The organism is Deinococcus radiophilus (assembly GCF_020889625.1).
Taxonomy (GTDB): domain Bacteria; phylum Deinococcota; class Deinococci; order Deinococcales; family Deinococcaceae; genus Deinococcus; species Deinococcus radiophilus.
In genome coordinates, this window is sequence record NZ_CP086380.1 from 1,123,795 (window position 1) to 1,149,471 (window position 25,677).

23 protein-coding genes are annotated in these 25,677 nt (G+C 64.2%); 13 read left to right on the plus strand and 10 right to left on the minus strand.

All coding sequences use genetic code 11. From position 1 onward, the window contains the following. Window positions 1-11: 11 nt before the first annotated feature. Window positions 12-1,175: an FtsW/RodA/SpoVE family cell cycle protein gene (locus LMT64_RS05720; protein ID WP_126350861.1), complete on the plus strand. Its 1,164-nt coding sequence runs from the start codon at window positions 12-14 to the stop codon at window positions 1,173-1,175. Window positions 1,176-1,267: 92 nt separating this feature from the next. Here the strand turns inward: LMT64_RS05720 and LMT64_RS05725 are convergent, their stop codons facing one another. Then, a complete protein-coding gene (locus LMT64_RS05725) occupies window positions 1,268-2,284 on the minus strand; it encodes an HD domain-containing phosphohydrolase (protein WP_324295852.1) in 1,017 nt (338 codons plus the stop codon). 45 nt (window positions 2,285-2,329) lie between these two features. On the opposite strand from LMT64_RS05725, the gene LMT64_RS05730 reads away from it, so the two are divergent. Continuing rightward, window positions 2,330-3,076 carry a YkgJ family cysteine cluster protein gene (locus LMT64_RS05730; RefSeq protein ID WP_126350862.1) on the plus strand — a complete coding sequence of 249 codons (747 nt, stop codon included), beginning with the start codon at window positions 2,330-2,332 and terminating at the stop codon, window positions 3,074-3,076. A gap of 39 nt (window positions 3,077-3,115) precedes the next feature. Then, window positions 3,116-4,222: a tRNA epoxyqueuosine(34) reductase QueG gene (gene queG / locus LMT64_RS05735; protein ID WP_126350863.1), complete on the plus strand. Its 1,107-nt coding sequence runs from the start codon at window positions 3,116-3,118 to the stop codon at window positions 4,220-4,222. An 87-nt stretch (window positions 4,223-4,309) separates the two neighbouring features. Here the strand turns inward: queG and LMT64_RS05740 are convergent, their stop codons facing one another. After that, the gene (locus tag LMT64_RS05740; RefSeq protein ID WP_229253065.1) at window positions 4,310-6,274 is read right to left on the minus strand and encodes a DNA gyrase subunit B; all 1,965 of its coding nucleotides are present in this window, start codon (window positions 6,272-6,274) and stop codon (window positions 4,310-4,312) included. A 325-nt stretch (window positions 6,275-6,599) separates the two neighbouring features. On the opposite strand from LMT64_RS05740, the gene LMT64_RS05745 reads away from it, so the two are divergent. From LMT64_RS05745 to LMT64_RS05760, 4 genes are all read left to right on the plus strand, one after another. Continuing rightward, entirely contained in the window at window positions 6,600-8,954 is a 2,355-nt protein-coding gene (locus LMT64_RS05745; protein WP_229253066.1) for a vWA domain-containing protein, read from the plus strand. After that, window positions 8,951-9,469, plus strand: a complete 519-nt coding sequence (locus tag LMT64_RS05750) for a hypothetical protein (RefSeq protein WP_126350866.1) — start codon at window positions 8,951-8,953, stop codon at window positions 9,467-9,469. Before LMT64_RS05745 ends, LMT64_RS05750 begins: the two co-directional genes overlap by 4 nt. 30 nt (window positions 9,470-9,499) lie before the next feature. Continuing rightward, window positions 9,500-10,849 (plus strand): LysM peptidoglycan-binding domain-containing protein, encoded by a 1,350-nt coding sequence (locus LMT64_RS05755; protein ID WP_126350867.1) that lies wholly within the window; start codon window positions 9,500-9,502, stop codon window positions 10,847-10,849. A gap of 73 nt (window positions 10,850-10,922) precedes the next feature. Beyond that, window positions 10,923-11,549, plus strand: a complete 627-nt coding sequence (locus LMT64_RS05760; RefSeq protein WP_126350868.1) for a CatA-like O-acetyltransferase — start codon at window positions 10,923-10,925, stop codon at window positions 11,547-11,549. Between the two features lie 207 nt (window positions 11,550-11,756). Here LMT64_RS05760 and metG read toward each other — a convergent pair whose 3' ends face one another. The 4 genes from metG to LMT64_RS05780 all read right to left on the minus strand — a co-directional run bounded on the left by metG (window position 11,757) and on the right by LMT64_RS05780 (window position 17,156). After that, window positions 11,757-13,784 (minus strand): methionine--tRNA ligase, encoded by a 2,028-nt coding sequence (gene metG, locus LMT64_RS05765; RefSeq protein ID WP_229253067.1) that lies wholly within the window; start codon window positions 13,782-13,784, stop codon window positions 11,757-11,759. Between the two features lie 87 nt (window positions 13,785-13,871). Next, the gene (gene purB, locus LMT64_RS05770) at window positions 13,872-15,179 is read right to left on the minus strand and encodes an adenylosuccinate lyase (RefSeq protein ID WP_126350870.1); all 1,308 of its coding nucleotides are present in this window, start codon (window positions 15,177-15,179) and stop codon (window positions 13,872-13,874) included. Window positions 15,180-15,357: 178 nt separating this feature from the next. Then, the gene (locus LMT64_RS05775; protein ID WP_126350871.1) at window positions 15,358-16,020 is read right to left on the minus strand and encodes an outer membrane lipoprotein carrier protein LolA; all 663 of its coding nucleotides are present in this window, start codon (window positions 16,018-16,020) and stop codon (window positions 15,358-15,360) included. A 104-nt stretch (window positions 16,021-16,124) separates the two neighbouring features. Next, the gene (locus LMT64_RS05780; protein ID WP_126350872.1) at window positions 16,125-17,156 is read right to left on the minus strand and encodes a hypothetical protein; all 1,032 of its coding nucleotides are present in this window, start codon (window positions 17,154-17,156) and stop codon (window positions 16,125-16,127) included. A gap of 34 nt (window positions 17,157-17,190) precedes the next feature. On the opposite strand from LMT64_RS05780, the gene LMT64_RS05785 reads away from it, so the two are divergent. Continuing rightward, the gene (locus LMT64_RS05785; protein ID WP_229253068.1) at window positions 17,191-17,709 is read left to right on the plus strand and encodes an LEA type 2 family protein; all 519 of its coding nucleotides are present in this window, start codon (window positions 17,191-17,193) and stop codon (window positions 17,707-17,709) included. A 191-nt stretch (window positions 17,710-17,900) separates the two neighbouring features. On the opposite strand, the gene LMT64_RS05790 is transcribed toward LMT64_RS05785, so the two are convergent. After that, window positions 17,901-18,482, minus strand: coding sequence for a biotin transporter BioY (locus tag LMT64_RS05790; RefSeq protein ID WP_126350874.1), 582 nt, complete (start codon window positions 18,480-18,482; stop codon window positions 17,901-17,903). Between the two features lie 191 nt (window positions 18,483-18,673). Between LMT64_RS05790 and LMT64_RS05795 the strand changes: the two genes are divergently transcribed. Next, window positions 18,674-19,216, plus strand: coding sequence for a GNAT family N-acetyltransferase (locus LMT64_RS05795; protein WP_170165883.1), 543 nt, complete (start codon window positions 18,674-18,676; stop codon window positions 19,214-19,216). On the opposite strand, the gene LMT64_RS05800 is transcribed toward LMT64_RS05795, so the two are convergent. Further along, window positions 19,183-20,121 (minus strand): biotin--[acetyl-CoA-carboxylase] ligase, encoded by a 939-nt coding sequence (locus LMT64_RS05800; protein WP_126350875.1) that lies wholly within the window; start codon window positions 20,119-20,121, stop codon window positions 19,183-19,185. The genes LMT64_RS05795 and LMT64_RS05800 overlap by 34 nt on opposite strands. A gap of 110 nt (window positions 20,122-20,231) precedes the next feature. Between LMT64_RS05800 and LMT64_RS05805 the strand changes: the two genes are divergently transcribed. The 4 genes from LMT64_RS05805 to LMT64_RS05820 all read left to right on the plus strand — a co-directional run bounded on the left by LMT64_RS05805 (window position 20,232) and on the right by LMT64_RS05820 (window position 22,849). After that, window positions 20,232-20,687: a Fur family transcriptional regulator gene (locus tag LMT64_RS05805; RefSeq protein WP_126350876.1), complete on the plus strand. Its 456-nt coding sequence runs from the start codon at window positions 20,232-20,234 to the stop codon at window positions 20,685-20,687. After that, a complete protein-coding gene (locus tag LMT64_RS05810; RefSeq protein ID WP_211334151.1) occupies window positions 20,684-21,421 on the plus strand; it encodes a hypothetical protein in 738 nt (245 codons plus the stop codon). Before LMT64_RS05805 ends, LMT64_RS05810 begins: the two co-directional genes overlap by 4 nt. Window positions 21,422-21,707: 286 nt before the next feature. Next, complete coding sequence (locus LMT64_RS05815) at window positions 21,708-22,223, plus strand: HNH endonuclease (protein WP_126350877.1); 516 nt, start codon at window positions 21,708-21,710, stop codon at window positions 22,221-22,223. 113 nt (window positions 22,224-22,336) lie between these two features. Next, the gene (locus tag LMT64_RS05820; RefSeq protein ID WP_229253069.1) at window positions 22,337-22,849 is read left to right on the plus strand and encodes a hypothetical protein; all 513 of its coding nucleotides are present in this window, start codon (window positions 22,337-22,339) and stop codon (window positions 22,847-22,849) included. Between the two features lie 3 nt (window positions 22,850-22,852). Here the strand turns inward: LMT64_RS05820 and LMT64_RS05825 are convergent, their stop codons facing one another. Both LMT64_RS05825 and aceF read right to left on the minus strand, forming a co-directional pair. Beyond that, window positions 22,853-23,704, minus strand: a complete 852-nt coding sequence (locus LMT64_RS05825; RefSeq protein WP_126350879.1) for a patatin-like phospholipase family protein — start codon at window positions 23,702-23,704, stop codon at window positions 22,853-22,855. Window positions 23,705-23,803: 99 nt separating this feature from the next. After that, entirely contained in the window at window positions 23,804-25,636 is a 1,833-nt protein-coding gene (gene aceF, locus LMT64_RS05830; protein ID WP_126350880.1) for a dihydrolipoyllysine-residue acetyltransferase, read from the minus strand. Window positions 25,637-25,677: the final 41 nt, after the last annotated feature.

The window sequence follows — 25,677 nt, forward strand, 5'->3', positions numbered from 1 at the left end:
TGCTGCGCCGGATGAACCTGCCCCTGTTGATCGCCCAGATTCTGCTGCTGGTGCTGGGGCTGGTCGGCGTCGCTGCGGGCGCACCCGAAGAGGCGCTGGATCACGGCCTCAAGGCTGTCGTTGCCCTGATAATCACCGTACTGGTCGCGCAGTTTCGCCCCAAGGCGTTTATGCAACTGGGCATCTGGGTCTGGCTGAGTTCCCTGGTGATGCTGGTGCTGGTGCTGTTTATCGGGGTGGGCACGGCCGAAAGTACCGGCACCCGGCGCTGGCTGGATTTTGGCGGGCCGTTCCGCTTTCAGCCTTCCGAGATCGCCAAGCTGGGGCTGGTGCTACAACTGGCATCGTTTTTTGCGCGGCGCGGGGTCTACAAGAAATTGGTGAGTGCCAGCCTGATGATTCTGATCACGACCCTGCTGATCCTGGTCGAGCCGGACCTGGGGACCGCGGTCCTCACGTTTGCCCTGGGCGTGGTGGTGATGTACTCGGCGGGCGTGCGGATCACCAACATCGCTGCCTTTTTGATGTTCCTGACCATGATCAGCTTGCCGTTCATCAGCATTTACCTGGAGCGCAATCCCTATATTCAGGAACGCATTTTCGGGCACACCGAGCGTGCGGAAGTGCTGGAACAGGGCCTAGACCAGATCGGCAAGGCGCACCGCGACCTGAGCAACGGTGGCGTGTGGGGACTGGGACCAGACGCGCCCCGCTATACGCTGTTCGCAGCCCACACCGACCTGGTGATCTCCTCTATCGGCTTCAGCCTGGGCCTGATTGGCGTGCTGACCGTACTTTTTGCTTACTGGATCATCGTGCACACCTCGCTGAATATCGCGCAGCTGGCCTCCAAGGTGCGTCCCCTGACGCCATCGGTCCACGGCGCAGCGGTCCTGGCGGTGGGCTGCATGTTCCTGATCGTGGGTCAAGCGATGATCAACCTGGCCGTGGCGGTGGGCTTTTTGCCCGTCACGGGCATTCCACTGCCGCTGGTCAGCTACGGCTTTTCGAGCATGCTGGTCATGTCTGTAGCAATGGGCATTTTGCATTCCTCCATGCGCGAAGTGCAGCGGGGCCTGGAGACCATGAAGGCGGCCCAGGCCACCCAGACTGAAGCCCTCCCCTCAGCGCCACAGCTCCCTCAGCCCCAGCCAGAGCCGGTAGATCTACGGTAGATCTACCGCAGCCCAGCTCATCCTGATCCAGTTTCAGATGTACAACAAAGCGCCGACCAGAGATAAAGGCCGGCGCTCTTTAACGGTGGTACTCAGCTGCGTGGCGGAAGCTTCTGCGCCAGTTCGACCAGGCGGGGGTCCAGATTCTTACCTGCCTGACCCTTGAGCCGCGCGGCGTCACCGACATGCACCAGGGCATTGGCCACCGCGATAATGCGGGCGTAGAGCGGAATATCTTCACCGACCAGTTTGTCAGGTTCGCCGCTGCCGTCAAAATGCTCGTGGTGATGCCGAATGGCTTTCTGGGCATCGGCCAGATGCGGGACGGCATGCAGGAAATTGGCCCCGATGCTGGCATGGCCCTGATCTCCGTTGATCTTGCCCACGTCGTGCAGAATGGCGCCGTACCAGAGTTGCTCCAATTCACGTTCGTTCAGGCCCAGCTGACGGCCCAGCTGACCGCTGATGTCGGCCACCTGCTGGGCGTGACCCAGCGCGTCGAAGTCCTGACTCTCAACTGCTTCGACCAGGGCAATGGTCAGTTGGCGCGATCCCTGACGCCACTCTTCGCGGGTGTCGAATACACTCAGCAGCGGCGTGACGGCACTGCCCCAACGGTTGAGGGCTTCTTGCTGGTTCTGCGACACTCCGCCCGACTGGAATTGATCCAAGATCAGGGCGCCCACATTGCGGCCTTTATCCACCAGCGGCACGATCACGGTGGTGCTGACCTCGTTCATGCCTGCAGCGTCCAACTGGCGCACCACGTCCTGGGTATTCATGGAATACAGCTCTTTGGGACCGTCGGCCAGCAGGCGGGGCCGCATCTGCGCCCAGGGACCCGACAGGCTGAGGCCCAGCAGGGTCTTGGGATAGCCGCGCACCGCGCTGACCGTGTCCTGCCCCTTCCGCAGCACCGCGTAACCCTTGACATTGCCGCCCAGCAAGGACGCGGCGTGCTCCAGGGCACCTTCCAGCAGGCCTTCCACGTTGGGCTTGCCCAGCAAGTCAGCCAGTACACGGGTGGGATCGTTCTGCGCCGCCACCAACACCCGCTCGTCGCTGGCCCCTGGCGCCTCGTCTTTTTTCGGTCGGTTGAATCGGAACACAGTGGCTTTAGTATAAGGGGCAATGAGAGGCGCTCCCCCCACCAGATGAACCCTTCCCCCCCCCGCCCCACTCCTCAGACCGAGGCCGTCACCGCCGCCGTGCAGCAGGCGTACGCCAACTATGGCCAGGCCGCCAGCCGCTGGATGGATGAATTTTTTGCCGAAGGGGGCCGAATTTTCTGCGGCGCTGGATGTTTCGGCTGCTGCAACATGCCGATTCGCCTGAGCCTCGCCGAAGCGCTGGTGGTCCGGGACGCCCTGAGCGCCGAGAAGTTGGCGGCTGTGGAAGCCCATGCCCGGCAGGTCATCGGCAACGCCCGTATGGCTCCCGACGATGACACCTATGTACGCCGCCACCGCCTGGAAGTGGGATACTGCCCGCTGCTGGACCGCACCACCGGGCAGTGCAGCGAGTATGCGGCGCGCCCCACCCGCTGCCGCGACACCTTCAGCGCTTTTCCGGCCCGTTACTGCGAGGAGGGCCACTGGGAGTCGCTAAGCACACGCGAGAAGCGGCAGTACGCCCGCGACGTGGCCCGCACCCCCGGCACCGACGGTGAACTGCACTACGTGGCCCCACTGGAATACCTCTCGGAACCGGTCTGGGACACCGCCGCCGAGATGATGAGCCAGGCCTTTGGGGTACAGGTCTGGGGTGACTTCTGGGTACTGGTCACGCTCAGTGCACGCGCCGACTTCATGGCCGCCATAGAACTGGGCGACGCAAAAGCCGCATGGGGGGCCGCCAAACGGGCCGGGCTGGCGCATCCGATGATCCTGGAAATCGAATAACCAATTGCGCCGTGCGTCACGCGCTACACTCGGCCCCGCATGTCGGACGCTGCCCAGACCCTAGCTGATCTGGCCCTGGAGCTAGGCGCCGACGCTGTGGCCTGGGCTGATGCGGATATCCCGAGCAGCGCGGTAGAAGAATATGCAGTCTGGCTGCGTGCAGGACGCCACGCCCGGATGGACTATCTGGAACGACAACTGCCGCGCCGCGCCGACTTGGGGACATCGCTGCCTGGCGCTGGACGGGTCTTGGTGCTGGGCATCTCTCACGCTTACCCGGCTCCGCCGCAGCCGGCGGGCGGCATCCGGCTGGGGCGGGTGGCCCGCTACGCCTGGACCACCGACTATCACGATCAGTTACAGCCTGTCCTGGAACGGCTGGAGGGCGAGGCGGCGGCACTGGGCGTGCGGGCCAAAGGTTATGTGGACCACGGCCCCGTGATGGAGCGGCTGCTCGGCGCCCAAGCAGCGCTGGGCTGGCGCAGCAAGAGCGGCATGCTGGTCAGTACCGAGTTGGGAGCCTTTTTCACGCTGGCCGTGCTGCTGACCGATCTGGAGCCGCAGGGTGAAGACACGGGTCACCCGGACCGCTGCGGGCGCTGCTTTCGCTGCGGCCTGAGCTGTCCCACCGGCGCGATCGGCCCGGACCGCAAAATCGATGCGAATCGCTGCCTGAGTTACCTTACCATTGAGCACCGGGGGCCGCTGCCCTGGGAACACCGCACTGCACTGGGCGACTGGCTGTTCGGCTGCGATATCTGCTGCAGGGTCTGTCCCTGGAGCGAAAAGGCTGGCCCACTGGCCCGCCTCTTTCAGCCCCACGCCGAGTTTGTGTACCCAGACCTGAGCCGATTTTTTGGGGTATCGGAGCGGCGATTCACGCGCGAGTGGGCCGGCAGTGCCCTGCTGCGCCCGCGCCGCAAGGGCATGGCCCGCAACGCGCTGAACGTGCTGGGCAACCTGCGCGACCCCCACGGCTGGCCGCTGCTGGGGGCAGGGGCAGAGGACCCTGCCTGGGAAGTCCGCGAGGCCGCCGCCTGGGCGCTGGCGCAGTGGGGAGAGTGGGCCGAGGTCGAACGTCTACGCGGCGACGACCATGAGAGCGTGCGGGCGAGTGTCGAGCGGCTGCTGACGGAAAAAGGCTAAGAACGGGGATATCACCAGACCAAAAAGGCCGGGAGGAAACTGCCACTCTGGCATTCTCCTCCCGGCTTTCAAACCCTTAGATCCGACTCACACCGTAATATCAGCGAAGCGGGCGTTTTCCTGGATAAACACCTTGCGCGGCTGCACATCGCTGCCCATCAGGTCCTCGAAAGTTTCGTTGGCGGCCAGCAGGTCTTCGATGGTGACTTGCTTGAGCACCCGCGTTTCGGGGTTCATGGTGGTGTCCCACAGCTGGTCGGCGTTCATCTCACCCAGGCCCTTAAAGCGCTGAATCTCGAACTTCTTGCCGGCTTTGTTGGCTTCATTCACCTTGGCGCGCAGTTCCTCGTCGGAGTAGAGGTACTCGCCGGTCTTGCTGCGGCCCACCATGATGCGGTACAGCGGCGGCTGGGCGATATACAGGTGACCGTGCTCTACGACCGGCTTCATGTAGCGGAAGAAAAAGGTCAGCAGTAGCGTGGTGATGTGCCCGCCGTCCATGTCGGCGTCGGTCATGATGATCACCTTGTGGTAACGCAGCTGCTCGACATCGAAGCGCAGTTGGTCGCCGCTGCCGTCCACCCCGGCCCCGATCGCCGCGATCATGCTGCGAATTTCGGCGTTCTTGAGGCTCTTGTTCAGCTCGGCTTTTTCGACGTTCAGAATCTTGCCGCGCAGGGGCAAAATCGCCTGGAAGCGGCGCTCACGGCCGCTCTTGGCGCTGCCACCGGCTGAGTTCCCTTCCACGATAAACAGCTCGGATTCGGCGGGGCCCTGCGAGGAGCAGTCGGCCAGCTTGCCGGGCAGGTCGTCGTTTTCCAGCGGATTGGAGCGGCGCACGATGTCGCGGGCCTTGCGGGCCGCTTCGCGGGCGCGGGCGGCTTCGGCGGCTTTTTCCACGATGGTTTTGCCGACCTTGGGATTTTCCTCCAGAAATTCAGAGAACTTTTCACCCACGATGGCATTCACCGCAGTTTGCGCCTCGGAGTTCAGCAGCTTGACCTTGGCCTGGGACTCGAACTGCGGGTCACCCAGCTTCACGCTGATCACGCAGTAGATGCCTTCGAGCAGGTCGTCACCGCTGGGGGCGGGGTTACCGCTCTTGACCAGGTTCTTGTCCTTGGCGTATTTGTTCAGGATCCGGGTGTACGCCGTCTTGAAGCCGGTCAGCGGAGTGCCGCCGTCACGGGTGCGAATCATGTTGGCGTAGGTCAGGATGTTGTCGCTGGAATAGGTGTTGGCGTGAATAAACGCCACTTCCACTTCCACTTCGCCGTGCGTGCCACGCATCACGATGGCTTGGTCGTACAGCAGCTTGCCCGCGTCCGACACGAGCGACTCGGCAAAGTTGGCGATGCCGCCCTGCTCGAAGAAAGTCTCCTCGCGGACCTCGCCCGCGTGCAGTTCGGTGCGCTCGTCGCGCAGCACGATTTTCAGGCCGGTCAGGTAAGCCAGTTCGCGCAGGCGGCGGCGAATGCGCTCGTAGTCGAACTGGTTGTGGAACTCCCTGAACACCTCAGGGTCAGGGTGAAAGCTGACGCTGGAGGAGTAGGTTACGTCCTTGGGCGTCTTGCCCAGCACTTCCAGCGGCGTGACCACTTCGCCTTTTTCAAAGCGGACGTGGTGCAGTTGACCGCCCTTATTCACCGTGACATCCAGGTAAGTGCTCAGCGCGTTCACGACACTGCTGCCCACGCCGTGCAGACCGCCCGACACCTTGTAGGCGCCCTGGCCGAACTTACCGCCGGCGTGCAACTCGGTAAAGATGACTTCGATGGCGGGGCGGCCTTCGGACTTCATGATGTCCACAGGAATCCCGCGTCCATTGTCAGTCACGGTGGCACTGCCGTCGGCGTGCATGGTCACGGTGATCTCGTCGGCAAAGCCGGCCAGACCCTCATCAATGGCATTATCGATAATTTCGGTGAGCAGCTGGTGGTAGCCGTCAATGCCGGTGCCGCCCTGCACATACATGCCGGGGCGTTTGCGGACGGCTTCCAGACCTTTGAGAATACTGATGGAATCAGCGGTGTAGTTGTTCGCGTTGGTCATAGTCCTCCCAGTGGGGGCAGCCTCGGGCCACCACCCAGAACAGTTCATTTTGCCAGATCAGCGGCGGAAGTCAGAAATAAGGGGGCGCGGCGAAGGCCCAATGAGGCCAGCGGGGCGCCAGATGAGCCGACGGAATCGGGAGACCACTGCAGCCCCCAGCCTGGGGCCGCTCCGGTGGTCAGCTGCTCTATTCTAGCACAGTGTTCGGGTCAGACTCTAAACCCGTCTGGCGTATTATGTACATAGCAGAATTAGGTCGGCTGCCTGTGCATTTCTGCACGGCCCTTTTCAGACCCGGTCCCTTCGGGGCAGAATGGACAGACACATGGCTTATCCCACTCCGCTGATCCGCCTTGGCCTGCTGCTGCTGCTGGCTGGTTGCGCGGCTCCCAGAGGTGAACTCTCCGCAGGCACCGACACTCCTGGCCCCGCAGACGCCCGCTGCGCTTTGCCCAGCGTCCCCAGTGCTGCCCCGGACAGCAACGCCGCCGCGCCCGCTGCCCTCCCCGACAGCATGCGGGCCGTCTTTGTGCTGGATACTTCCGGCAGCATGGTCGGGCTGGGAGACGGCAAGGCAGACATCTTTGAACAGGTCAAAGCTGCGGTGCTGAGGTATGTCACGGCGCACCAACCTACTCAGGTGGAGGTATTCACCTTCAACAGCGGTCTGAAGTCACGCCAGAGCTACACACTGCCGGCAGACCGGGCGCAGTTTGAACAGGATATGCAGGCGCTCCAGGCCAACGGCAACAACACCCACCTGTACCGCTCGGTGGGCGAGGCGCTGGGCAGCCTGAGCGCCCAGCCGACCCAGCTGACCAACGTGTTCGTGCTGACCGACGGCGTGGACAATGATCCGTCCCAGCAGGTCAGTGCAGCGCAGGCTGTGTCGGCTTACGCGGCGCGGGGGCCGCTGGACTCGTTTCACTATCTGGCGCTGGGCACGGAGATTCCCGCCGAGGCGGCGCAGGCGCTGGCCCAAGACAGCTACGCCGAGGGGCGGACCTACCCGGTGGGCCAGGTGCCCGACCTGACCCAACTGGGCAACCGGGTGCAGCGGGTGCAAGCAGGCAGTTCACTGCCGCTCAACCTGCCTGACGGCACGCCTGTCCAGTTGCACGTCCCACTGCTGCCCGGCCTGAGCCAAGTCAGCCTGGAAGCGGACCAGGTGCAGGGCGGACGGGTTCCGCTGCGCGTGCTGGGCGAGGTGCCTAGCGGCACACCGGGGCTGCTGTGCGCTGACACTGCTGGTCTGGGCGGCACCCAGCAAAGTGCAGGCCGTTTGCAAAAGGTGCTGCTGCGCTTTGAGCTGCCGGGCACCGCTGGTCTGCGCTTACTGAATCCTGGCGCGGACCGGACCCTGCGCCCCGGCGAGACAGTCACGCTGCGCTACAGCCTGAGCCAGGATGCCCTGAGCAGCCTGACCCCGGACATCATTCTGCGTTCAGGCTTCAACACATCGCCCAGTGAAGGCCTGGCGGTCGAACGGCTGTATGAACCGGGTGGACGTCACTTGGGTGTGCGCCTGACCAACACGGGCCTGCCGGACGGACAGACCGTGCCGCTGAACTGGCTGCTCCCAGATGGCCGCGCCCTGTCGCTGGGAGAGATCACCGGAGCGGCCGGGCGCAGTGAAGGGCTGGTCGCCCCGGCAGCCGACACACGTCCTGGCATTGCCGAGGTGGACCCGGGAACGACTGCGCCAGCTGGCAGCCCCGCTGCGCCCGCAACCGATGCCCCAGACTCAGACACCGACGCTGCACCCGCCCTCAGTCTGGCTGAGCTGTGGCCCCTGCTGCTGGGCCTGGCTCTGGCTGCGGCTGGCCTGTGGCTGCTGCGTCAAAACCGGGGCCAACCGGGGCCGCAGAAACCGGCTGGCCTGGCGGGACTCAAGCGCCGACCTGCGCCTAAACCCGCTCCCTCTCCACTGGCCGAACGCGCCCGCGCTGGCACCCAGGCCGAGGAGCGTCCCCGGCACGTCACCGTTTCACAGGCCCAGCCCGTGACCCCCGTGGCCGCCGGCACGCCCGCCTTCGATCAGGACGTCCCCACCATCGAAGGGCTGGAATACTCCGATGATCGCTTCCTGTGCCTGTTCGGGACCGATGGCCGGATGGGGACGGTCAATGCTCCCAGCACGGGAGCGTTTGATGTGGGACAAGTGGCTGGTGTACCGCACCTCAGCGGCCTAAGGGTTGAGCGGCACCGCGCCGGACTGCGGGTGTTACGGGCCCCCGCCGATCTGGAAGTATCGCAGGGCACCCGCCTCCTCGGTCTTGGCGACGTGGTCCGTCCGGGGACGCTGCTGGGACTGCAGATGGCGGAATCCAGCCGCGCCAAGACGCCCCCGCTGGGCGAACTGAGCGGCCTGGGCCTGCCGCTGCACCTGACCGCCGACGCGGGCGACACCCTCAAGGTGGTGGGGCGCTACGCCGAGCACCACCTGGGTCTGCCGGGCGGCGTGACCGACCTGGGCGAAGCGTGCAAGGCTCCATCGCTGCGCGGCCTGCGGGTCACGCTGGTAGGAGGCCGGGTGCTGATCGCCGACATTCCGGCCCGGTTGCGGCTACAGCGTCCCAGGGTGCGCGGCGAAAGTGGCGAGCAGCCACCGCTGCGGCCCGGCACCTTCCTGCCGCCCAAAACCGAAATCCATTTCAAAGGCTACGAGGACTCCGAGTGACCGAATTTCTGCAGGCCCTTCATGGCTATACCTTTCCGGGCAGCTGGGCGCTGCTCTTCCCTACTCCACTGGCCCTGGCCACCCTGATTCTGTTCATCTGGAGCCTGGCTCCGGCTTTCAAGGGCCAGGTGGGCGCTGGGTTCCTGGGTTGGCTGCGGCTGACCTGGGTGCTGACCCTGCTGCCTGCCGTTACTGGCATCATCATGGCGGTAGGCGGCGGCAAAGTGCCCAGCTCGGTGGCGGCCCCCGCCGAGGTGCAACAGGACTTGTGCGGGCGCGTGGCTCATCTGACCCGTTACTGCTTACCTGCTGACCCCGTGCGCGACATGGAGCACTGGATGTACAGCGGCTTTACGCTGCTCAGCTTGCTGGCCCTGGAAGGCCTGCTGCGGGGCCGCTGGGTCGATAACCGCTGGGGCCTCAAGCTGCTGCCAGTGATTACGCTGTTTCTGTACGGCTGTGTCTATATGGTCGGACGAGTGGCGGTGCTGCCGGGCAATTCGGCGGGAGCCTAGACTTTTGCCTGTCCCTGACAGGCTTTCCTCATGAGACACAGCGAGGATAAAGCCATGCAGGTGCCGAGTTTTACCCATACCTTTCCGCGTCTTTTTCGACCCAGCCTTTTTCCCAGCCTGCTGACCCTTTCGCTGCTGGCTGCGGGGCAGGCTCAAACCGTCACCGTGCAGCCTGGCGACTCGCTGTGGAGTCTCTCTCAGCGGCACGGCGTCAGTGTGGAGCAGTTGCGGGCCATCAATGGGCTAACGGGCAATGCCATTCGGGCCGGACAGCAATTGCGCCTGAGCGGCAGCAGCCCTGCCCACGCGTCAGTAAACGCGGCGGGTGTGCCGACCAATCCATACACCGTCCGGCGCGGCGACACGCTAAGCGCCATTGCTCGGCGGGCGGGCATCAGCGTGGGCGACATTCGCCGCGCCAATGGCCTGAGCGGTGACGCCCTGCTGGCGGGCCAGCGGCTACGCATCCCAGTGCGTCCTCTCCCTGCGGCCCTGCCCACCGGTCAGGAGGTGCAGGTGGTGTACGGTTACATCACCGTCCAGCCTGGGCAGACCCTCAAGTCGTTGGCGCAGCAGTACCGCACCACTACTGGCGACCTGCTGGACGTGAATTATCTGCGTTCGGCCAGCGTCTACCCAGGGCAGCGCCTGCGCGTTCCCAAGCGCGTACCAGTTCCGGTGGCCCCCGCTCCGGTGGCTCCGCCCGTCTCGCTGCATAGTCGCAGGCCACTAGGAATCCCGGTGCAAGTGGTGCGGGTGGACCTGCGGCACCGCAACGTGCTGGTAGCTCCAGTCTTGCCGCAGGGTAGCCGCAGCGCCCGCGTCAGCACGCTGGCCCGCCAAAGCGGCGCAGACGCGGTCATCAACGGGTCTTATTTTCATCCGCAGACTTACGCCCCGGCGGGCGACCTGGTCCGCAGCGGGCAGCTGATCAGCTGGGGACGCATTCCCGCGGCGCTGGCGATTACCCCCGACAACCGCGCTGCGATCACCGGGGGCACAGGAGCAGCCAGTGCCCAGGCCTGGCGCGGTATGGAAACGGTGGTGGCCTCAGGGCCGCGCATTCTGGTGGGCGGGCAGATTCGCCAGCGCCATGACCCCGCCTTCCGCGACCCTGCCGTGTTCGGGCGGGCGGCCCGCTCGGCAGTGGGGCTGAGCGGCAACCGTGACCTGTTTCTGGTCAGCACCCAGTCCCGGCTGACCACCACCGAAATGGCCAAGGTCATGCGGCAGCTGGGCGCACAGAATGCCCTGCTGCTGGACGGCGGCAGCTCGGCGGGACTGGCCTGGGGCCACCAGGCGGTCATGGACAGTGTGCGTAGCGTGGCCTTTGGCATCGGCGTCTACGCCAACTATCCGGGGCGGCGGTATGTACGCTGAAAGATGCTGGAGCAAAAGGCAATACGCCGTCTGACCGATGCCCCAGCCAGCGCCGCTCTCTTAAGCTACGGGCATGACCTTCGTTCCCATTGACCTCTGTACCTGGCCCCGCGCCGCCACTTTTCGGCACTACCAGGCCAACCCCTGCACCTTCAACGTCACCGCCGAGGTAGACGTGACTGCGCTGAAGGCCGCCGGGGTCACCTTTGCGCCAGCCCTGATCTACGTCATCTGCCAGACGGTGAACACCCTCCCCGCCCTGAGAATGACCCTTCAGAATGGGCAACCCGGCTGCTGGGAGAAGGTGATCCCCACCTACACCGTCTTTCGCCCTGAGAGCGAAACCTTCGCCGTGCTGTGGACCGAGCTGGGCGATTCTTTTCCGGAGTTTCTATCCCGCTTCCAGGCCGACACCCAGGCCCAGGCGAAGGCACCCGACTTTTACCCCAAAGGCCCGCCGCCCGCCCACGCGGTCAATATCTCCATCGTGCCCTGGCTGGGATTTACTGGCTTCCAGCTGACATTCGCGGGCGAAGAGAACTATCTGTTGCCTGTGTTCACCGCAGGCCAGTACCGGGAGCGGGCCGGGCGGCTGTGGCTGCCGCTGTCCGTGCGGGCCAATCATGCCGCCTGCGACGGCTGGCACATCGCGCAGTTCTATGCCGAAGTGCAGCGGCAGATAGACGGCTTTCAGGCCTGATACGAGTTCCGGATGAATGATAAAGAGCAACGAATCATCCAAGGCCAACGGGAGTAAGAAAAAATACGGGTTCCGGACGTGGAGTTTACTGTCGAACGCTTTCCCCGGCAGTAAACGAAACAGACGGAATGCGTATGATCTGTCCTCAAAAAAGGCCGCCAGGGACTCTCCCCCAGCGGCCTTGCTTATTCAGCCGATTGGCGACGGTCAGCGGACCTTGGTGCCGCCTGGCAGATCGCGCTGCACCGTCAGCATGTCCAGGTTGCCCGCGTCATCCTCAGCGCTGAGAATCATGCCCTGGCTCAGGATGCCGCGCATCCGGCGGGGGGCCAGGTTGGCCACGATCACCACACGCTTACCGACCAGTTCGGCGGGTTCGGGGAACCATCGGCGGATGCCGCTGAGGATGGTGCGTTCCTCGCCTCCTACTTTCAGGGTGAACTTGAGCAGTTTGTCGGCATTTTCCAGTGGCTCGCAGGCCAGCACTTCGGCCAGACGCAGATCCACTTTCAGGAAGTCGTCGATGGTGATGTCCTGCGCGGTTTCGGTCGCAGCTTCGGTGGGAGCAGGCGCAGCGACAGGCTGAGAAGCGGCGGGCTGGCTCGGGGCGGTCTGTGAAGGGGTGTCGGTCACGGGAGCTTCTCCTTGGGGTACGGCTGGTTTTTCGGGAACTTCCAGTTTGGGGAACAGCACTTCTCCGGCCCGAATCTGGGTTCCGGCGGGGGTCAGGGCCCAGGCACTTTCGAGGACGTACGCCTGATCGCCCAGGCCCAGCTGACGGCGCAGTTCCTGCATCTTGCCGGGCATGGCCGCTTCCAGCGCCACACTCGCCACCCGCAGGCCCTCGGCCACGGTATACAGCACGGTATCCAGGCGGCCTGACTGCGCTTCGTCCTTGGCCAGCTTCCAGGGCTCACTCTCGGCGATGTAGCGGTTCAGGTCGCGCACGAAATTCATGGCGGCGTCCAGGGCCATGTTCAGGCGGAAGTCACCCACCAGCCGCAGCACCTCGCCGGGCAGCGCTTTGGCGTCACGTATCAGCCCTTCTTCGCGCCCTAACAGGTCGCCTGCTGCGGGAATCACGCCACCGCGGTACTTCTCGATCATGCTGAGACTGCGGGCCAGCAGGTTGCCCAGGTCATTGGCCAGTTCGCCGTTGTGGCGGCTGATCAGAATGGCTTCGCCGTAAGGCGTGTCGCTGCCCATGCTCGCCTCGCGCAGCAGGCTGTAGCGCACCGAATCAAGCGGATAGTCGGCCACCAGCGCTTCGGGGTCAATCGCGTTGCCCAGCGACTTGCCCATCTTGCGCCCATCAGCCGCCAGAATATGACTGTGGACCACCAGTCGGTCATACACCGGCAGCCCAGCCGAGCGCAGCATGGTAGGCCAGAAAATCGCGTGCGGCTTGAGAATGTCCTTGCCGATCACGTGCCAGGTCTGCCCGCTGACGCTTTCGGGATGTCCGGCGTTCACCTGACCCGACAGGTAAGCCAGCAGAGCGTCGAACCACACGTAGGTGACATGGCCCTCATCCCAGGGAATCGGCACGCCCCAGGAAATCCTCTCCTTGGGCCGTGAAATGCTCAGGTCGCCCAGCGGCTCGCGCAGCATTTCCATGACTTCGTTGCGGAAGCCAGCCGGCTGAATCAGGTCCGGGTGAACCTGCAGGTACTCACGCAACCAGGGCTGATACTTCTCCATCTTGAAGAAATAGTTGGCCTCGCGGCGCAGTTCGGGCGGGTCCTTGTCGCCGGGAAAACGCCGCACACCATCCAGGCCTTCGGCCAGTTCCTTTTCGGTGACATAGCGCTCGGCGCCTACCGAGTACAGCCCCTCGTACTCGGCGTAGTAGATGTCGCCTGCGTCATACACTCGCTGGAGAATCTGCTGCACGAACGCCTGGTGCGGCGCATCAGTGGTCCGCACGAACTCGTCCAGGCTGATGCCCAGACGCTCCCAGAGACCCTGAAAGGCCCGCTGCGAGAGGTCGTCCACCAACTCCTGCGGGGTCACACCCTGGGCAGCCGCAGCTTTCATGATCTTTTCGCCGTGCTCATCGGTGCCCAGCAGCAGACTGGTCGGGCGGCCCGCCAAGCGCTGATAGCGGGCGATGGCGTCGGCCAGAATCTTCTCGAAGACGTGTCCGATGTGCGGCACACCGTTGGCGTAATCAATGGCCGTGGTGATAAATAATTGGTCGGCGCTAGGTGTGGAAGTGGGTTCAGATTGGGTCATTTGGATTCCTTATATGAGGGTGAAGAGCAAAAGATATAGGAGATAAGATACGCCCCGCGCCCCTTCCCGCTCGTCTTCGGCACGCCATTACAGGCCAAAACGGGCGTAGATCGCGTCCACATGCCGCAGATACCAGGCCAGGTCAAAGGCCGCATCCAGCTCCTCGGTACTCAGCGGGCTTTCTGGGTCGGCGGCCAGCAGGTCACGGAGTCCCTCGCCCGTTTCCCAGGACCGCAGGGCACTGCGCTGCACGATGGCGTAGGCGTCCTCGCGCATCATGCCCTTTTCGTCAATCAGGGCGTGCAGCACGCGCTGGCTGAACACCAGGCCACCCAGGTCGTTCAGGTTCTTCAGCATCCGGTCCGGGAAGACCACCAGATCACGCAGCACCCCGGTCAAGCGGCGCAGGGCATAGCTGGCGGCGGCGGTGGAATCCGGCAGGATAATTCGCTCGGCGCTGGAGTGCGAGATGTCGCGCTCGTGCCACAGGGCCACATTTTCCAGAGCGGTCATGGCATTGCCGCGCAGCAAGCGGGCCAGGCCGGTCACATTCTCGGTCAAGATCGGGTTTTTCTTGTGCGGCATAGAGGAGCTGCCCGTCTGCCCTTTGCCGAACGGTTCCATCGCCTCACGCACCTCGGAGCGTTGCAGGTGACGTACTTCCACCGCGATTTTCTCGATGGTGGTCCCCAGAATGGCCAGGGTGGTCATCAGCTCGGCGTGGCGGTCACGGGCCAGGGTCTGGTTGGTCACGGCGGCAGGCTGCCAACCCCACGCGGCGGCGACCGCCTCCTCAATCTCCGGGCTAACGTGTGCAAAGGTGCCCACACTGCCGCTGAGCATCACCACCTGAATTCGCCGCCTGGCTGCTTCCAGCCGCTCCAGATCACGGTCCAGTGCCGACATCCAGTTCAGGAACTTGAGCCCAAAAGTCATCGGTTCGGCGTGGATACCGTGGGTACGGCCTACCGTGGGTGTGTGCTTGTGGGCGACGGCCTGATCCCGGCACACATCCCGCATGGCCTGGGTTTCCGCGATGATGAGGCCCAGCGCTTCGTCCAGCAGCAGGTTCTGGGCCGTGTCGACCACGTCGGTGGAGGTCAGGCCGTGGTGGATGAAGCGGGCTTCCTCACCGTAGCGCTCGGTCAGGGCGCGGGTAAAGGCCACGATGTCGTGCCGGGTGACCGCTTCGATTTCTGCCACCTTGTCGGCGAAGGCCTGATCCAGTGGGTCGGCTTGGGATTTCCGAATCAGGGTGTCGTAGGCTTCGCGGGGCACCTCGCCCGCCTCGGCCTGCGCCTGCATGGCGCTGAGTTCCACCTTCAGCCAGGCCCGGTAGCGGTTGGCCTCGGACCAGAGGGTTTTCATTTCAGGGGTCAGGTAGCGGTCAATCATCCATGCAAGCTTAACGCTTGCGTGGGGTAAGGCGCATAAGGCAGACCGCACACTGAATACGCAGCCTTCTGCCCAGGAGCCAAGAAAAGAACCGGGGGGCAGCCCTCCGGTTCATCTTCGCTCTGCTCAATGGCTGAACAGTTTAATCTAGACGCTCGGCGCTCACGCGCCTGTCAGGTTACTGCTGGACCACCCGTGCGCCACGTGGCAGGCTACGCAGTTGGGCTTCGGTCACGCCCGTGTTGGTGCTGAAGTTGCCCACGTTCAGGTCCACCATGAGTTCACCCTGTGGGCCGAACATCTGCACGCGGGTAGGGCGCCAGCCCCGGTCAGTCACCCAGACATGGGCGGTTCCGGCCTGGGGGTTGGTCTTGGGTTTGGCCTGCAATTTGAACAGGCGACCACCACCAGCGTTAGAGGTGCTCAGCAGACTCACGTTGTAATTGCTGCCCAGGTTGGCGGCGCTGCCCAGTTGCGAGAAATCCAGGCCCAGGCCAGCTTGCCGGGCGGCGTTACCCACGCCAGTCACCGTGATCTGATTGCTCATGCTCCAGTACTGGCGCACTTCTTTGCGGTCCGACACGATCACGTCACCGCTGAGGCTCTGGGGCTGGCGGAATTCCATGCGGACCACTTCGCGGGCTGGAATGGTCTTGACGAACACATCCATGTTCTGTCCAGCGCCGCCCATCGTCAGGCGCCCCGTCAGACGAAACGACAGGTCGCGGGCATTCTTTTGCATCTGATCCACTTTGTACAGCACGTCATTGGCGGTCTGTGCCCCAGCCTGGGGAAGCAGGGCCAGTGCGGCGGTCAGGGGGAGGAGAACTGCTTTTTTCACCCCCCCAATTTGTCATGAGGAGCCATGAGAACACCGCCGCCTGGCTGACGTTTGTTTAACGTCACATCCCCTAGAAGTGTGACAGGAACAGCATTCTTGGACCACTATTGCTCTTGGCTGATCCCCAACGGCAGCAGAACCACCACCCACACGGCGGTACCAGCACCACCCGCGCTGCCCTGGAAGTGCAGCTCAGATCTCCCGTCCAGCGGGACAGCGGCAGTCAGTCCCGCCTGAGCAGTCAGTTCCCCTGGTTCCCAGGCATCGGTCAGCACGGCACTCAGGCGCAGCTGCGACTCTGGCCCCAGCACGTCGTACAGCAGCCAGCCCGCCGTCAGCTCGGAATGGGTACCCAGAATGGCGGCCAATTCGGCTTCGCCCCCCGCTGCCGCCGTCCAGTTCAGCCCAGCCCGCAGGCCTGGAGCCGTCTGATCCTCGCTGGCGGACCGCCACTCGCTCCCCAGGCGTACCCTCAGCGTGCCCAGCGATTCGGCCCAGCTGTCCGGGTTCAGGTCGCGGGGATCAACCCGTGCCAGCACAGGTCCACCGCCGTCCAGGCTCCACAGTTGGGGTCGCCACTCGGCTTCAGCGGCCGTCACCGTGCCAGCTTCCCACTCGCGGCTCAGGGTGACGAAAGTAGCAGGCTGCACCCGGTAGCGCAGTGAAACGTTTCCCCGCTGACCCTCTACGCGCAGGTCAGGAGTCGGGTCATTCAGGGTGTCCAGCGGCGTGAGCCGCAGCAATGGCGCAGTGAAACGCTCGGCGCCCAGGCGCAGCTCGGCGGGTCCGGCAGCCAGCACGCCCTGGGTCATCAGGCGTGAACCCCCTGACCAGCGCCACTGGGCCTCGGTCTGGGTTTCAGCGTAGCCCAGCAGGGGCAGCGCCAGCACCTGACCGTAACTCAGCGCGGCGTCCTGACTTCCGACGCTGAAGTCCAGGGCGCCGCCCCCCAAACGTACGCCGCGCAGGCCCAGGGCCACGCCCACGCCAGCTGGCCCAGTTCCCACCTCAGCGCTGACCTGAGTGCCTTGGAGCCAATTCCCGGGAGCTTCCGCCTGCGCTCCGGCCTGCGGGGCCAGCAGGGCCAGCGCCAGCAAGGCGGCTTTGCTTGGGGTAAGGGGCCAGCACCATTTCATGTCTTCTAAGGTAAGCGCTGGCTACACTGGGCGCATGAGCCTGCTGCCATTTCGCTGCCTCTCCCTGACGACCCTGCTGGGCCTGAGCACCCTGAGTGCCTGCACGCCAGCGGCACTGGTGGGCCAGAGTGTTCAGGTGCCCACCTTCCAGACCCAGAGCATTGCGCTCACTGGCATCGGCCTACCCAGCAGCGACCAGAGCGGTTGGGCCGACCTCCACTTGCAACTTCAGGTAGACAATCCCAACCCCTTCACAGTGCGGCTGCACTCGTTCGATACCGATCTGTACTTGACGGGGCAGCCCGTGGCGGCAATCCACCTGCCAAATCTGAATCTGCCGGCAGGCGGCCAGACTCTTCAGACGGCCAATGTTCGCTTGCCACTGAACCTGGCTGCGGCGGGCGAAGTGCTGAAGGTGGCCCGTGGTCAGGCCGTGACCTACCGCATAGATGGCACTTTTTCCGCCGATCTAGAGCCCCTCGGTCAGCCGCACTTTGGCCCACTCACGCTGGCGCAGGGGCAGTGGAAGCAGCCGGCCATCCTGCCTTTCTAGAGGTCATCCGGAACATGGGGGTGAGGTCCAAGCCAGTCTATGCCTCCTTGCTCTCCTGTGCAGCTGTGCCCGTCTGCTCGCCTACAACCCGCCGGGGTACGCCCACCTCCGCGATTTTCTGGGACAGCCTCCAACATTTACATATGAAAAGACCCCGCCCATCGGGGCGGGGCTTCACTTTCAAGCGGGGTTTACTTCTGACGGACCAGTGCCCAGGCAGCGGGCAGGAGCGCAGCGGCCAGACCGATCTTGAGGGCGTCACCCAGCAAGAAGGGGGTCAGGCCGGCGGTCAGCAGCGCCTGACCCTGCAGACCCGTCACGGCACTCAGCCAGGCCAGGCCCAGCGCGTAGATAATGACGCTGGCGACCAGCATGGCCGCAGCAGCACCCAGCGGGCGACGGTCCAGGCCAAAACGCTCCACCAGCAGGCCAGCGGCAGCAGCAGCGAAGGGGTAGCTCAGCAAGTAGCCGCCGGTGGCACCGAGAAACTTAGCGAAAGAGCCACTGCCCCCGGCAAAGACAGGCAGGCCCACGGCCCCCATCGCCAGGTACAGGGTCAGGGCAGCCGCGCCCCGCTTCCAACCCAGCGCCGCGCCAATCAGCAACACGCCGAGGGTTTGCAAGGTGACAGGGACGGGTTGCAGCGGAATCTCGGCCTGGGCGATCAGGGCCATCAGCAGGGCCGCGCCCACCACCAGCAGAATGTCGCGGGTCAGCGAAGGAACGGGAGCCAGCGTGCCGGCCAGGGTAGGATGCAAAGTGGTCTGGGTCATGGGGTTTCTCCTTTGGGTGCAGCCAGAACAGCTTGGCCGCTGATCAGTTGAGGTAGCCCTACCATACCCCGGTCACATTTGGTTCATCTAGTCCCCAGGCACATTGAACAGTATCCCTACTCCGGGCCTTCGCCGGTTCACTACGCCAAATGGCTGACGCTTAGAGCAAAACGGTGCCGCTAAGCTGTCCCATGCCTGAACTCGTCAGACCCTCGGAACGGTACAAAGACAGCTTTCTAGACGCGGTGCGGGAAGCGCAGGCACAGCGCAGCGGCCTAGGTGACACACTCATTTGGGACCTGAACACCATCACCGCCGACTTCGGGCAGGTGCTGCGCGGCCTGACACGGTACGAACCAGGCAACGCGCTGCCCGCCGGATTCGTGCATTCCGAGTACCGCTGGCTGGTCGAGGGCAGTGACTACCTGGGCCGCGTCAGTATCCGCCACTCACTGACCGATTCCCTGCGGGAGTACGGTGGTCACATCGGCTACGAGATCCGGCCTTCCGCACGGCGACGCGGCTACGGAACACTGATCCTCCGGCTGGCTCTGGAACGGGCAAGAGAATTGGGGATAGGGCCAGTGCTGATCACCTGCGATGTGGATAATTTCGGGTCGCGGGGCGTCATTGAAGCAAATGGGGGCGTGCTGGAAGGTGAATTTGAAGTTCCACAGCACCAGGACAAACCCATCCGCCGTTACTGGGTGACGTTGCCTGGGTCAGAAGACTGAAACTGCCCTACCAGTTCCACGTCTCCGGCACTCACCACTTGACGGACGCCGCCGGGCAGAGCCACCAACAGACTGCCCTGCGCGTCAATGTCCACGGCCGTTCCAGTCCGTGGCCCACCACCGGCGGGCGTGAACTGCACTGGGCGGCCCAGGGTGACACTCACAGCGCGCCAGGCGTCCAGCACCTCATCCGCCGGAGCATTCAGCCAGTATTCCAGCGCGGCCAGCAGCTCACCCAGCAGCTCAGCGCGGGTCACGCCAGGGCGGAAGCTGTGTACATTCCCAGCCCCTTCAGGCGCCTCCGACACATTGATTCCGATGCCCAGCACCGCCTGCCGTGCTTCTTCGCCGCGCAACTCGGCTTCCAGCAGGATGCCCGCCACCTTGCGGCCCTGGTTGTCCAGCAGATCGTTGGGCCACTTGAGGCCACCGCCGCCCGCCGCCCGCCGCAGGGCCACCCCGGCAGCCAACGGCAGGGTCGGTAGTGCCGCCAGTGGCAGTGGCCCGCGCAGCAACAGGCTGAAGACCAAACTGCCCTCGGCAGTCAGCCAGCTACGCCCCCGGCGTCCCCGGCCTGCGCGCTGACGCTCAGCCACCACCACCGCGCCGTGAGGTGCCGAGTCATGCACATCGTTGGCCCAGGTCCGCAGCGTGTCCTGGGTGCTGTCTATTTCGCCGTAGTAGCGCAGTGCCTGGCCAAACTGCCCCTGTATAGGCACCATTCCCGGAGCGGGCGTTCCACGCTGCAGGGCGTAGCCGGTTCGTCCGACTTCCAGCGGCACGCCCTGACCCCGCAGGCGGTGAGCCAGGGTATTGACCATGACGCGGCCCAGGCCCAGCGCCTCGCCCAGTTCATCGCCGGAGCGCGGTGTTTCGGTCAAGAGTGGCAGCAGGCGTTCAGGCATAGGTGGCCGATATTGTAGTGCGGACCGGGATATCAAGCGTTGAGCGCCCGCAGTCCACACCGTGGGTTTGCTCGCAGGCAGCCACGGCCCTATTTGCTATGCTGCACGCCATGACGATGGTACGCCAGACCAAGCAGCGCCAGGCGGTCATCGAGGTGTTACGCGCAGCCCGCTGTCATCCCGACGCCGCCTGGATTCATTCCGAAGTTCGTAAATTGCAGCCCACGGTCAGTCTGGGCACCGTGTACCGCACCCTGGACGCCTTGGTCCGCGACGGTGTCGCCGTGACCATTGAGCGGGCCAGCGGAGCCACCTGCTACGACTTCCGGCATACGGGGGCTGACCACCACCACGCGGTCTGCCGTCAGTGTGGGGCCATCTTCGACATTGACGCCGAGCTGATTCCCCAGTTGCCTGCAGGGGCCTTTCCACAGGGTTTCCGGGTGACGGACGTGCGGCTGGAATTTATGGGGATCTGCCCACACTGCGAAGTGCCGGACAGCGAGCTGGCCGAAAGTCAAGGCACCGTCCAAACACTGCCGCACACTGCTGCTGGAGCGCTTTGAGCGAACCAGGCGATCAGGCTTTCAGGCCCAGCAGCAACCTTGGCACGCAGCTGGACGAAGCCACTGCCCCGCGTCTGAGCTGGCCGCTGAAGCCTTTTTTGCTAGGCTGGGGGCTGGCGGCGACGGCGGCACTGCTGGTCCGTTTTGGCGGGCAACTGCTCCTCACCGACCCCTGTCAGGGACACACCATCTTGGCGCTGTTGACACCACTGCTGCTGGGGCCGGGTGGTCTGGCCCTGACGGCCAGCAGCTGGAATGACCGCCCCAAGGCCATGTTTGGCCTGGGCCTGGTCATGGCGTCGTTCTTGCCTACGCTACTGCTTTCGGCCTATGACATCGGGCAACTCAGGAACATCGGCTGTGCCGGGGGGTACTTGATCGTCTCCGAACCGGGCGGCGACCAGATCAGCGAAATGACTCTGGCCGCTGGGCAGAGCCGGCAGTTCCAGGGCCGCATCGGTGGGTATCAGGCGCAGTCGCACCCCGGCAACTTCAACCTCAGCGCCCAGAGCATGAGCGACAGTCTGGTGATCACCCTGCCCAAAACGGTCGTGCAGGCCGGTGAGGTCTTCCCTATCACCGTGACAGCCCGTGAAGATGCTCCCAGCAACCGCTTCGACTGGGGCGTGCTGGCCCAGTATCAGCCCGTGCCCGGCCAGGGACCGCAGGAACAGGGCATAGAGACCAGCAGCAAAGTGGCTGTCACGATCATTCTGGACCGCAACGGTCAGTAGCACCCTGGTGCTCAGGCAGTGCAGTGCTGGAACAAGCATCATTTACCACCACATGCACCAATCAGACAGAGCAAGTTTGCAACCTATTTTTCGGCACACCCCTATTTGAAGTGCCCAGCCACTTAACGGAAGTGCAGTTATCCTCACATCAGGCTGACCAACTGCGAATAAAATGTCTGCCATGAAGCATGCGGGTCAGGAGGGAGAGAGGCGGCCTGGGGGCCACACACAGCAGACGCAGTCCGGTGCACTGCAGCGTGGTGGCAGGTCAGACGTCGAGCTGTCCATGCGGGTCGCCCCTGACCTGAACGCCGCCCGCGTACTGGTGCTCAACGCATCCTATGAGCCGCTGCAAGTGACCAGCATCAAGCGGGCCATCACCCTGACCCAGTTCGGAGTGGCCGAGGTTCTGGAAGAAAGCCGGGATGTGGTGCGCTCGCCGTCCACGGTGCTGCGGGTTCCCAGCGTCATCCGGCTCCGGCGGTATGTGCGCAGGCCCAAAACCTTCGCTGTGCCCTTCAACCGCCGCAATGTCCTGCGGCGGGATTCTTTCCAGTGTCAGTACTGTGGCAGCGGCGAAAACCTGACGCTGGACCATGTGCTGCCACGCTCACGCGGCGGGCGGCATGAGTGGACCAATGTGACCACCGCCTGCCGGGAGTGCAATCAGCGCAAGGGCAGCCGTACCCCCGACGAGGCCCAGATGCCCCTGAAACGCGGTCCCAGGGTGCCCTCTTTCCGGGTGTTCGCGCACGGCCAGTTCGCGCAGTCACAGCCGGAATGGGACAACTATCTGCGCTGAGGCCTGGTCCTTACGCCTTACCTGAACTTCGGCAGCAGGGCAGCCTTCTTCTGGCTTCTGGCCGCATCACGCAGCCAAGAGGGGACTTGCCTAAGCGTTAAACTGGCCGGGACATGCTTGACCGACTGCCCTCCCTCATCATCGCTGCTTCTCTCCTCGCTTTTTTCAGTGCAGCCAGCGCTGCTCCAGGCAGCGAAACGGTGATCACCACCTCCGGGCAGGGCTTTCCCTGGGGGCTGTTCGGCTTCCTGGGGCTGATGGGCCTGGCGCGTGGGCGCAGGCCGGGGCGTGTGATCGTGGTCGCGCCGCCTGCCCCTGACGATATGGAAGCAGCTGAGCAGATGCCCGAAGTCTGGACCTCCACCGAGACTGCTCCCGATACCTGGGCAGAGCAGGAAGAGGACGAAGGATCCCATGACGATGACACGGCAACCCACCGTGATGCCGCGGATATGCAGTCAGTCAGCAGGGCAGCGGAGCCACCACCCGAACCCTGGGACTGGGATAAGCCCGCGAAACAGTCTCAGCCTCTGCCAGACGATCCTGATGCCGTGCGGCCCAGCGAACGCTTCGCCCGGCGTGCTCCCGGCGCTCCGGATCTCTCGCGCCCACCGGGCCGCCGCTGAGGTTTATTCCTCCTTGACCAGATAGCCCGCGTCCATAAAGTCCTGCATGAACCCGTAACCGATCTCCACGCCCCGGTCCAGTTGATCCAGATTCTGCAAATGCAGTTCTCGCAGCGGGTCAAAATCCACCAGCCACTCCGGGGCCGCCTCGTACAAGCGGCGCTGGGTCAGGTGGCCCTGCGTGACCGTGAAAGCCTGCAGCAGAATCTCCGGTAGGGACGGCGAGGTAGGCGAAATCAGGCCGCGCAACCCGCCTGACTGTTCATCCGGCGACGGAAAGTCCAGTTCCAGCAGCGGCGCAGTGGCGTCCAGCGCGATGACGGGCAGATCACTGACGCGCCGCGCCAGATCGGCGGGCACTTCATTCACCAGGCCGCCATCGCTCAGCCAGCGGCCCTCACAGTTGGGTGGATAGACCGCTCCGGTAAAGGCACTGCTTGCCATGATGGCGGGCACCAGTGGGCCACTCTCGAAACAGACCTCCTCACCGGTCTGGATGTCGGTGGTGGGCACGATCAGCGGATAGGCCAGTTCAGCAAAGGTCGGCGGCAGCACGGATTCCAACCACTCCTGCTGCCCGCTGGGCCGCACCAGCCCTTGCCCCAGCGTCAGGTCGTACCAGCCCGGCACGTTCGCTTCGCGTAACAGGCGCTGAATCTCGCGGCCAGAGTGTCCTGCCGCCAGCAGTGCAGCCAAGATCGCGCCAGAAGAAGTCCCAGCCAGGGCGTTGAACGTAAATCCAGCGTCTTCCAGCGCTTGCAAGGCCCCCACCTGGTAAAACGACCGCCCACCCCCGCCACTGATGGCCAGGGCAACAGGTTGCGGCTCAAGCGGACGGCTGGCAGGCGGTTGCATATCAGTCAAGTGTAAAGGCTGATGGGGAAACGGTCCAAACCCCCTGCAAAAAGGAGAGAAGCCCCGTCGCAAGTGGCTTCTCTCCTTGACCTTCGTCCGTTAGAGGCTGATCAAGAAGGGATCTTCCAGCGATTCGGCAATAAAGCGCAGGAAGCGCGCCGCGTCCGCGCCGTCAATCAGGCGGTGGTCATAGGTCAGCGAGAGCGGCAGCATGTTGCGTGGCTCGAACTCGCCTTTTTCCTTGTTCCAGACCGGCTCCATGCCACCACGCGACACGCCGAGGATCGCCACTTCGGGGCTGTTCACGATGGGGGTAAAGGCGTGACCGCCGATGCCTCCCAGGTTGGAGATGGTGAAAGTCGCGCCCTGCATCTCGTCGGGCTTGAGCTTACGCTCGCGGGCGCGCTCGGCCAGGTCAGTAAGTTCCAGTACCAGCTCGGTAATGGTCTTGCGGTCGGCGTCCTTGACGACAGGCACCAGCAGGCCCACCGGGGTGTCCACGGCCACGCCGATATTCACGAAGTCCTTGAAGATGACCTGCTCGTTCTGGAGGTCCAGGCTGGCCCCGAATTTAGGGAACTGGCGCAGGGCGTTCGCCACGACCTTCATCAGAATGTGGGTCATGGTCAGCTTGCCGCCCGCCTTGGCTACGCGCTCGCCGAAGCGCTTGCGGGTCTCCTCCATCACGGTCACATCGGCCTTGTCGAAGTGGGTGACCATCGGGATGGTGGTCCACGACGCCGTCATGGAACGCACGGTGGCCTTACGGATCCCGTTCATGTCCTCGCGGGTCACATTGCCCCACTTGGCGAAGTCAGGCAGCGGCTGGGTGGCAGGCGCAGCAGCAGCCGTAGGGGCTGAAGCGGCCTGAGCAGCTGGGGCGCCCGTCACACTGGGGGTGCCAGCGGCGCGGCGCACATCCTCTTCGCTGATCCGGCCAGCGATGCCGGTTCCCTGCACCGAGTTCAGCTCCACACCCATTTCGCGGGCCAGGCGGCGCACGCTGGGCGCGGCAGGATGCAGGTCACGGCCCTCATAGGTTTTGGGGTTCTGGGTGCCTGACTGGGCCGGTGCGGCGGCCTGAGCGGCAGATTGGCCCTGCGCTGCTCCCGCTTTCTGGGCCTGCTGCTGCTCGGCGGCCACGGCGTTGCTGGCACCTGCCGAAGACTCCTGGCTGGCCGCCTGATCGCCGCCGCCCTGAGCTGGAGCAGGCGTACCGGATGCTGGAGCTGCTGCTCTAGTACCGCCACCCAGCGTCAGAATGGTGCCGCCCACAGTGACCTTGTCGCCCACCTTCACAGAGATGCTCTGCACGGTGCCGGAGGCGCTACTGGGGACTTCCACCACGGCTTTATCGGTTTCGATCTCAATGATCGGATCGCCCTCGGACACGGTGTCGCCCTCCGCGACCAGCACCGTGACGACCGTGCCCTGCTCGATGTTGTCGCCCACGTCGGGTAGGACCACCGTTTGACCGCCGCCGGAGACTGGACTGCCAGATACCGGGGCCGAGCTGGTGTTGCCGCTCTGCGCTGCTCCCGCTTCGGCTTTCTGGGCCTGCTGTTGCTCGGCAGCCACCGTATTGGCCTGGGCGTCACTGGGGCTGACAGCCGTGCTTTCCTGCTGCATGGCCTGATCGCCACCACCCTGGGCTGACACAGGTGCACTGGAGGCCTGGGCTGGGGTGGCCACGCCGCCCCCGTCTGTCAGGATCAGAATGACGCCGCCCACTGGCACTTTGTCGCCCACTGCAACCTTAATCTCACCAACCGTGCCGCCCGCCGTTGCGGGCACTTCTACCACGGCTTTGTCGGTTTCGATCTCGATAATGGTGTCGCCTTCGGCCACCGTGTCACCACTTCGCACGTTGACACTGACCACGGTGCCTTCGGTAATGTTGTCGCCCACTTCGGGCAGTTTCAGTTCAGTCATGGCTGGACTCCTCCTGGGTATCTAAGGGTCTGAATCTTAAG